Source organism: Photobacterium angustum (assembly GCF_003026365.1).
In the GTDB taxonomy this organism is placed as follows: Bacteria; Pseudomonadota; Gammaproteobacteria; order Enterobacterales; family Vibrionaceae; genus Photobacterium; species Photobacterium angustum.
Genome location: NZ_PYOM01000032.1, coordinates 20,108 through 27,955, shown reverse-complemented (window position 1 = coordinate 27,955; position 7,848 = coordinate 20,108). Strand labels below are relative to the sequence as shown.

The window sequence follows — 7,848 nt, the reverse complement described above, 5'->3', positions numbered from 1 at the left end:
ATAAGCCTCAATGCTTGTTACTGTTACACCGATTTAGTGCGCGCGTAGCTCAGCTGGATAGAGTACCTGGCTACGAACCAGGCGGTCGGAGGTTCGAATCCTCCCGCGCGCACCATTATTTAAAAGTGATAAGCTTCAATGCTTATTACTGTTACACCGATTTAGTGCGCGCGTAGCTCAGCTGGATAGAGTACCTGGCTACGAACCAGGCGGTCGGAGGTTCGAATCCTCCCGCGCGCACCATTATTTAAAGTGATAAGCTTCAATGCCTATTACTGTTACACCGATTTAGTGCGCGCGTAGCTCAGCTGGATAGAGTACCTGGCTACGAACCAGGCGGTCGGAGGTTCGAATCCTCCCGCGCGCACCATTATTTAAAGTGATAAGCCTCAATGCTTGTTACTGTTACACCGATTTAGTGCGCGCGTAGCTCAGCTGGATAGAGTACCTGGCTACGAACCAGGCGGTCGGAGGTTCGAATCCTCCCGCGCGCACCATTATTTAAAGTGATAAGCCTTAATACTTGTTACTGTTACACCGATTTAGTGCGCGCGTAGCTCAGCTGGATAGAGTACCTGGCTACGAACCAGGCGGTCGGAGGTTCGAATCCTCCCGCGCGCACCATTATTCAAAGCCCAGCTTCTGCTGGGCTTTTTTGTATCTGCTATTTCTGATTTCTAAACATAGCTAAGCTTTTATATCCTTATTGTTAATGAGTAATAATAGTGGTTTTATTTACTTAGTATCAATAAGGGTATCTAAGTGGTTATTTGATACGATAAACCTTCTTTTTTAGCTCAAAGCTATCCTTTCTAGATATATCTTAATTTCATTTTTTTATTACATTTCAGTATGTTGATTATCTACACTCGAGCTTTATGTATTTGCATTCATATTGTGGCTGCATGTAATGAAATATTGCAATTAAGGCTGATAAATATGCTTTATTTGAGTGAAAATTAGACTGATGTTGCAAAAATAACCAATTATTGTGAATCAATTTGACTTGCTTTTAATTGTCGTGATAATCGTTAACACTACGGTCACAACTAGAAGGGATTTATGATGACTGATCTGGGAGATGCGCTGTGGCAAGCAGCGGTAATTATGGCGACAGGAATGGTCGTTGTATTTGTCTTTCTATCAATCCTTATTTTTTTGGTTCATTTGTTGGCAAAATTTGCGCCAGCAGACCAAATTGAAGAGCCTACAGCTGCCAAGCCGGCAGTGACCCAAAATCAAAACGGTATTAAGCCTGATGTAATTGCAGCTATTTCTGCTGCTGTTCATCAATATCGTCAAGCTAAAAGCACTAGCTAACTTCACAGCACACAGTTTTGATTTAAGGACACTTATTCTTACAAGGAGTTTTGAACATGTCCAAGCCTCTAGCTATCACCGATGTTGTATTGCGTGATGCACACCAATCTTTATTTGCTACCCGTCTTCGTTTAGAAGATATGCTTCCTATTGCCGCACAACTTGATGATGTTGGTTATTGGTCGTTAGAAACATGGGGTGGTGCAACATTTGATTCGTGCATTCGTTATCTTGGTGAGGATCCTTGGGAGCGTCTGCGCGCATTAAAGCAAGTGATGCCAAAAACACCGATGCAGATGTTACTTCGTGGACAGAATTTACTAGGCTATCGTCATTATGGTGATGATGTTGTTGAGAAATTTATTGAACGAGCACATGCAAATGGTATGGATGTTTTCCGTATTTTTGATGCAATGAATGATGTGCGTAATTTTGAAAAAGCCGTAAAGTCGACGATTGATGTTGGTGCTCATGCGCAAGGTACTATTTCTTACACAACAAGTCCGGTGCATACTTTAGATACATGGACCGATCTTGCTAAGCGTTTAGAAGATCTCGGTTGTCACTCGCTATGTATCAAAGATATGTCAGGTCTATTGAAGCCTTATGAAGCGGAAGAGTTAATTAAGCGTATCAAAGCATCATGTGATATTCCGCTAGCTTTACACAGTCATGCTACAACCGGTTTATCTTCAGCGACAGCAGTAAAAGCGGTAGAAGCGGGATTAGATATTCTTGATACTTCTATTTCATCGATGAGCCAAACTTACGGTCATACACCAACTGAAACTGTGGTTGCTATGCTCCAAGGTACAGGACGTGATACCAACCTTGATTTAGAAAAGTTCGCACCTATTGCTAGCTATTTCAGAGATGTTCGTAAGAAATACGCGAAATTCGAAGGCAGTTTACGCGGTGTTGATGCGCGAATTTTATTAGCACAAGTTCCTGGCGGTATGTTAACGAACATGGAAAGTCAGCTAAAAGAACAAGGTGCTGCTGATCGTTTTGATGAAGTGCTAGAAGAGATCCCGCGTGTACGTGAAGATCTTGGTTTTATTCCATTGGTTACCCCAACATCACAAATTGTCGGTACTCAGGCTGTATTGAATGTACTGACTGGTGAGCGCTATAAGAGTATCAGTAAAGAAACGGCAGGCATTCTAAAAGGTGAATATGGTGCTGCACCAGCGGCTGTAAATAGTGAGCTTCAAGCGAAAGTACTTGAGGGCTCAGAGCCGATCACTTGTCGTCCTGCTGATCTAATAGATGATGAGCTAGCTACTTTAACCGATGAGCTTGTTGAAAAAGCTAAAACAGAGGGGATTACGTTAGCCGATCAACAAGTTGATGATGTATTAACGTACGCATTATTCCCACAAGTAGGGCTTAACTTCCTGAAAAACCGAAACAACCCAGATGCTTTTGAACCTGTACCAACAGGTGAAGAAGTGGTTACTACTGCTGCTGAAGCAAAAACAGCATCTGAAGTTGAAAGTTATAGCGTACGTGTTAATGGTCAGGTTTATAACGTTGATGTTGCTGAAGGCGGCGAATTGTCTTCTGTGGAACTGGCACAGCAACCAGCAGCACCTGTTGCTGCCGCAGTAACGCCAAGTGCAACAGCAGAAGCTGTTGGTGCACCATTAGCGGGGAATATATTTAAGATCAATGTTCAACCTGGTCATCAAGTGACAGAAGGTGATGTTCTTGTGATCTTAGAAGCAATGAAGATGGAAACTGAAGTACGTGCTGCACGTAGTGGTGTGGTTGATCAGCTACATGTTAAAGAAGGTGATTCAGTCACTGTCGGTTCGCCGATCATTAGTTTGGCATAAGAGGTAACCATGGAAGGTTTATTAAAACTCTGGTCCGAAACTGGGATTGCAAACTTTGAATTCGGCCAGATCGTGATGATCGTGGTTGGTTGTGGTTTGTTGTTCTTGGCCATTCGCAAAGGCTTTGAGCCATTATTATTACTGCCTATGGGTTTTGGTGCCATTTTGGCCAATATCCCGAATGCAGGATTTACTGATCCTGGCGGTTTGCTTTATTACATCTATTACGTAGGGATTGAAACGGGTATTTTCCCGCTATTAATCTTTATGGGGGTAGGTGCAATGACCGATTTTGGCGCGTTGATTGCAAACCCTAAAACGTTACTATTAGGTGCTGCGGCGCAGTTTGGTATTTTCTTTACCTTATTTGGCGCTATTTTCCTTAACGTTGTACCGGGAATGGAATTTTCGCTAGCAGATGCCTCGTCAATTGCAATTATTGGTGGTGCTGATGGCCCAACGGCGATCTTCTTAGCAAGCCGATTGTCTCCTGATTTACTTGGTGCGATTGCGGTAGCTGCTTACAGTTACATGGCTTTAGTACCAATTATTCAGCCACCAATTATGAAAGCACTGACGACACCTGAAGAGCGTCAAATTCAGATGCAACAGTTACGTCATGTGAGCAAAGCTGAGAAAGTATTGTTCCCATTAGCCGTACTCTTGATGACGATTTTGTTCTTACCATCAGCAACCCCACTAGTCGGTATGTTCTGTTTAGGTAACTTAATGCGTGAATCTGGTGTTGTCGATCGCTTATCAAATACAGTACAAAACGAGTTGATCAACATCGTGACAATTATGCTAGGTCTAGGTGTTGGTTCGAAGCTTGAAGCTGCAACATTCCTACAAATCGAAACATTAGGTATTTTGGTACTTGGTGCCGTTGCATTTAGTGTTGGTACTGGTGGTGGTGTATTAATGGCAAAAGCGCTTAACCGCTTTAGCAAAGAGCCAATTAACCCATTAATTGGTGCTGCAGGTGTATCTGCCGTTCCAATGGCTGCACGTGTGGTAAATAAGGTAGGTTTAGAGTCAAACCCTCAAAACTTCTTATTAATGCATGCAATGGGACCAAACGTAGCAGGTGTATTGGGCTCTGCTGTAGCTGCTGGTATCTTGTTAGCATTGGTGGGTGGAAGTTAAGGTGTTTCTTTCACTATCTAGTTAAAAAGGCAGCGTTTCGCTGCCTTTTTTATTTAATGACAATATAAAAATATGTTCAGTTATCGCTTCAAATGGCACACTTTGTCTTCCTAATAAAAAGGCGACAGACATGACTGATTTATTTACCGGAGATACGGGCTTATGGGTTCTATTTACGACCGGATTTCTTAGTGCCACATTGTTACCAGGCGGATCTGAAGCGAATCTTATCGCTGCTGTAAAGTTAGGGGATAACCCGATTTGGCAAATAGTCGCAGTCGTTGCGATAGGTAATACATTAGGTGGATTAACCAATTATTGGTTAGGACTTTTACTTCCAGATAAGACTTCAGAGCAAAAACAGAGTCATAAAGCGTTATTGTGGCTAAAAAAATACGGCTACTGGAGTTTGTTACTTAGTTGGATGCCAATTATTGGTGATCCCTTATGTTTAGCGGCAGGTTGGCTACGGATGCGATTTTGGTGGTGTGCAGTAGTCATTTTAATAGGTAAAACATTACGTTATATCGCATTAGCCGCAATCGTATTGGGACTTTTCCCTGCATTATCGTTTTAAGGAATTCGAGCGTGAAAAAATGGATCCTGAGTGCAGCCGTCGTTTCATTAACAGGTTGTACTCAATTTACTCAACAGCAGACCACCCAAGTGTTACCAAAAGGGGTAACGTTTATTGAGCAAGTTAAAGCGGTGCAAGGGAAAGCTGTGATCCCTTATAGCAAATACCGTTTGGCTAATGGGTTGACTGTTATTTTATCGCCGGATCATTCTGATCCGTTAGTGAATGTGGATGTGACTTACCATGTGGGCTCTGCGCGAGAGCAACAAGGTAAATCAGGCTTTGCGCACTTTTTTGAGCATATGATGTTTCAAGGCTCTAAGCATGTTGGTGATCAACAGCATTTCAAATTAATCACAGAAGCTGGCGGTAATTTAAATGGCAGTACTAACCGTGATCGCACGAATTACTTTGAAACAGTTCCAGCCAATCAATTAGAGAAAGCCTTATGGCTTGAGTCAGATCGTATGGGGTTCTTACTGGATGCGGTTTCACAGCGTAAGTTTGAAATTCAGCGAGATACGGTGAAAAATGAACGTGCACAAAACTTTGAAAACCGCCCGTATGGTTTAATTTATGAAAAAATGGCGGAAGCGTTATACCCTCGTAGCCATCCGTATTCATGGCAAACCATTGGTTATGTGGAAGATTTAGATCGTGTTGACGTCAACGATCTTAAAGCCTTCTTCCTTCGTTGGTATGGGCCAAATAATGCGACCTTAACCATTGGTGGTGATATTAATAAAGCGCAAACACTGGAGTGGGTAAATAAATATTTTGGCTCTATTCCGCGCGGCCCTGAAGTAAAGGATGCACCCAAGCAACCAGTGACGTTACCGTCTGATCGTTACATTACGCTACAAGATAATATTAAGCAGCCTATGTTAATGATGGGCTGGCCGACAGCGTATTTAGGCGCAGAGCAACAACCCTCACTGGATATGTTAGGACAAGTGATAGGAAGTGGCACAAATAGCTTACTCTATCAAAAACTGGTGAAGACTGGTAAAGCTGTTGATGCAGGGGCATTCCAAGATTGTGCAGAATTAGCTTGTACTATGTATGTGTATGCGATGGCACCGAGTGGCGATAAAGGCCACTTAGATGTACTGCGTAAAGACGTTATGTCGATCATTAACAGCATCGATAAGCAAGGGATTAAGAAAGCCCAACTGGATGAAATAAAAGGTTCGGTTGAGGCGAGTGCTATTTATGGTTTACAAAGTGTCAGCGGTAAGGTGTCGCAACTTGCGGCTTATCAGACTTTCTTTGGTAACCCTAACTACATCTCAACGGATTTAGCGAACATTGATAAGGTGAATACGCAAAGCGTAATGCGTGCGTATAACCAGTATATTTATCAACATCCAAGTGTCACGCTCAGTGTTGTACCGCATGGTGAATTACAGCTTCAAGCGGCGAAACCCAATTATGCGCCAGCGCCACGTGTGTTGCCTAAAAATACCAAGATCAAAGATCAAGATTTAGCTTATCGCACTGTTAAAGATAATTTTGATCGTTCAGTAATGCCAAAGGCTTCAAAGCCAGTGAAAGCCGTCATGCCCACACTTTATGAATTCAGCCTTGCGAATGGGATTAAAGTGGTTGGTACCCAGTATCAAGAAACCCCAACGATCAGCTTACAGTTAACCGTACCTGCTGGGCGTCGTTTAGATCCAGCAAGTAAAGAAGGTTTAGCTGAGCTTACAGCTGCGATGATGAATGAAGGCTCTGAGAAATATACTGCAGAGCAAATGGCATCTAAGTTAGATACTCTTGGCAGTAATATTTCAGTACATGCTGGATTATATGGCACCACGATTTCATTCAGTACGCTAACGAAGAACTTACCTGAAACGATGGCGTTATTAGAGCAACGTCTTTTCCATCCCGCTTTTAAAGAAAGTGATTTTAAGCGTCTTAAAAAGCAGATGATTGAAGGTATTGTTTATGAGCATCAAAGTGCGGATTGGTTAGCGGGGCAAGCAACACGAGAAGTCTTATTTAAAGGTACTGTATTTGGGCGTCCAACGGATGGTACCAAGCAAACGTTGAGCAATATTACCCTGCAAGATGTGAAAGACTTCTATCACCGTTATTACACTCCTAACAGTGCTGATGCGGTAGTAGTGGGCGACATAACACAAACGAAACTAGCACAAGCGTTAGCACCTATCGGGCAATGGCAAGGAAAACCTGCGCCAAGTATTGCATCACAAAAATTACCTGTGCTGAAGCAACAAGCAATATGGCTGGTAAATAAAGCGGATGCACCACAAACGGTGATCCGTTTAGTGCGTCACGGAATGCCGTTTGATGCGACCGGTGAGCTATTTAAAACCCAATTGGCCAACTTTAATTTAGCGGGTAATTTTAATAGCCGTATCAACATGAATCTACGTGAAGATAAAGGCTTTACCTATGGTGCGGGAGGCTATTTCAGTGGCGGAAAAGAAGTGGGTGTGGGAGTTTATTATGCTCAAGTTAGAGCCGATGCGACGGTTGCCTCTATAAAAGAGTTTCTCGCTGAACTAAAGAAAATGAGCACATCAGGATTAACCGATAAAGAGGTTAATTTTATGCGATTAGCTGTGGGTCAGAAAGATGCTCTTAGTTATGAGACGCCAAGTCAAAAAGCATCATTGTTAGGTAATATATTAGCTTATGATTTACCGAATGATTTTGTCGCTCAGCGAAACCATATTGTCGATACCATTACTAAAACGACCATGGATAAATTAGCGCAGAAATGGTTTAACCCGAAAGACTATCAAATTATTGTGGTGGGTGATGCGAAGACATTGGAGCCACAATTGAAGGCATTAGACTTACCTGTTCATCTGCTTACATTAACGAAGTAACAACTACTCAGTAACAGCTAGTGCCGAGTGCTAGTTGTTACTGCTTAGTAAAAGTCTTTCGCATTTTTTGCTGATATAAATGATGGTAATCAGATTCAATAATGAT

At 42.4% G+C, this 7,848-nt stretch carries 5 protein-coding genes and 5 tRNA genes; all 10 read left to right on the top strand.

The genetic code is table 11. The features are described from left to right. Positions 1 to 38: 38 nt before the first annotated feature. Positions 39 to 115: transfer RNA gene (locus CTN01_RS22120), tRNA-Arg, on the top strand. A 51-nt stretch (positions 116 to 166) separates the two neighbouring features. Then, positions 167 to 243, top strand: a tRNA-Arg gene (locus CTN01_RS22115). Positions 244 to 293: 50 nt separating this feature from the next. Continuing rightward, positions 294 to 370: transfer RNA gene (locus CTN01_RS22110), tRNA-Arg, on the top strand. A gap of 50 nt (positions 371 to 420) precedes the next feature. Next, positions 421 to 497: transfer RNA gene (locus CTN01_RS22105), tRNA-Arg, on the top strand. A 50-nt stretch (positions 498 to 547) separates the two neighbouring features. Then, a tRNA-Arg gene (locus CTN01_RS22100) sits at positions 548 to 624 on the top strand. Positions 625 to 1,065: 441 nt separating this feature from the next. Next, the gene (locus tag CTN01_RS22095; RefSeq protein ID WP_005371493.1) at positions 1,066 to 1,320 is read left to right on the top strand and encodes an oxaloacetate decarboxylase subunit gamma; all 255 of its coding nucleotides are present in this window, start codon (positions 1,066 to 1,068) and stop codon (positions 1,318 to 1,320) included. A gap of 56 nt (positions 1,321 to 1,376) precedes the next feature. After that, positions 1,377 to 3,158: a sodium-extruding oxaloacetate decarboxylase subunit alpha gene (oadA, locus tag CTN01_RS22090; RefSeq protein ID WP_045150523.1), complete on the top strand. Its 1,782-nt coding sequence runs from the start codon at positions 1,377 to 1,379 to the stop codon at positions 3,156 to 3,158. Positions 3,159 to 3,167: 9 nt separating this feature from the next. After that, the gene (locus CTN01_RS22085; RefSeq protein WP_005371498.1) at positions 3,168 to 4,304 is read left to right on the top strand and encodes a sodium ion-translocating decarboxylase subunit beta; all 1,137 of its coding nucleotides are present in this window, start codon (positions 3,168 to 3,170) and stop codon (positions 4,302 to 4,304) included. Between the two features lie 130 nt (positions 4,305 to 4,434). Continuing rightward, on the top strand, positions 4,435 to 4,881 hold the full coding sequence (locus tag CTN01_RS22080) for a YqaA family protein (RefSeq protein ID WP_045150522.1): 447 nt from the start codon (positions 4,435 to 4,437) through the stop codon (positions 4,879 to 4,881). An 11-nt stretch (positions 4,882 to 4,892) separates the two neighbouring features. Continuing rightward, entirely contained in the window at positions 4,893 to 7,742 is a 2,850-nt protein-coding gene (locus tag CTN01_RS22075; protein ID WP_045186195.1) for a M16 family metallopeptidase, read from the top strand. Positions 7,743 to 7,848: the final 106 nt, after the last annotated feature.

Coding starts and splice junctions, on each gene's coding strand:
- CTN01_RS22085 (WP_005371498.1), top strand. CDS start 3,168: ATGGAAGGTTTATTAAAACTCTGGTCCGAAACTGGGATTGCAAACTTT.
- CTN01_RS22095 (WP_005371493.1), top strand. CDS start 1,066: ATGACTGATCTGGGAGATGCGCTGTGGCAAGCAGCGGTAATTATGGCG.
- oadA (WP_045150523.1), top strand. CDS start 1,377: ATGTCCAAGCCTCTAGCTATCACCGATGTTGTATTGCGTGATGCACAC.
- CTN01_RS22080 (WP_045150522.1), top strand. CDS start 4,435: ATGACTGATTTATTTACCGGAGATACGGGCTTATGGGTTCTATTTACG.